This is a genomic window from Planococcus sp. A6 (genome assembly GCF_028823615.1).
GTDB lineage: Bacteria > Bacillota > Bacilli > Bacillales_A > Planococcaceae > Planococcus.
This window is the reverse complement of the sequence record NZ_JAPEHT010000259.1, coordinates 1-1,063: the sequence shown is the minus strand read 5'-3', so window position 1 is coordinate 1,063 and position 1,063 is coordinate 1. Positions and strand designations below refer to the sequence as shown.

Here is a 1,063-nt window from a genome sequence, read left to right as displayed (position 1 = left end):
CAATCAACAATTTTTTCAATATCATCACCTTCATTCACCTTACAGAAATGAAAAAAGCGCCAGTTGAATGGTCAACTGGCGCCTTCCATGGAAAAGTGTGTCATGCACAGGGACACTACCTACGCCCGGACCCTTGGGTACAATTTTGAATTACTCCTCAATGATGTAATTAAGTGTCTTATACGATTCATACCCAGCCTTCGAATCAGTATCTTTTGCATGAACAGAGAACAAATATTTACCTGTTGATGGTGGGGTCCATACAAACTTATTATCTGTACTGTAATCTTGAAGCACTTTCCAAACTCCGTTCTCCCGTATCCAGAATTTATAGATCGGATTTGCACTCCCACTTGAAGTAGCTGTCAAAGTAACTGGAGTTCCTGGGTTTTGCGGGCTCGTTTTATCTACTGTTACATCTACATTTTCTACTTCTGATGTAATAGTGTAATTAAGTGTCTTATATGATTCATACCCAGCCTTCGAATCTTTATCTTTTGCATGAACGGAGAATAGATATTCTCCGTTTGATGGTGGACTCCAGACAAACTTATTATCTGTACTGTAATCTTGAAGCACTTTCCAAACTCCATTTTCCCGTACCCAGAATTTATAGATGGGATTTGAACTCCCACTTGAAGTAGCTGTCAAAGTAACTGGAGTTCCTGGGTTTTGCGGGCTCGTTTTATCTACTGTTACATCTACATTTTCTACTTCTGATGTAATAGTGTAATTAAGTGTCTTATATGATTCATATCCAGCCTTCGAATCTGTATCTTTTGCATGAACGGAGAATAGATATTCTCCGTTTGATGGTGGACTCCAGACAAACTTATTATCTGTACTGTAATCTTGAAGCACTTTCCAAACTCCATTTTCCCGTACCCAGAATTTATAGATGGGATTTGAACTCCCACTCGAAGTAGCTGTCAAAGTAACTGGAGTTCCTGGGTTTTGCGGGCTCGTTTTATCCACTATTACATTTATGCTGCCTACACTACCTGTAATAATAAAACTATCTGTGTACCCACTGGACTTATTGTAACTTTTTAAATTTCCAGCA

The 1,063-nt window shown here is 38.9% G+C and carries 1 protein-coding gene; it reads right to left on the bottom strand.

Annotated features, from left to right (window positions below; genetic code table 11):
* Positions 1 to 150: 150 nt before the first annotated feature.
* On the bottom strand, positions 151 to 1,063 hold a 913-nt coding region (locus tag ON064_RS18325; protein WP_274625886.1), incomplete at its 5' end, for a triple tyrosine motif-containing protein.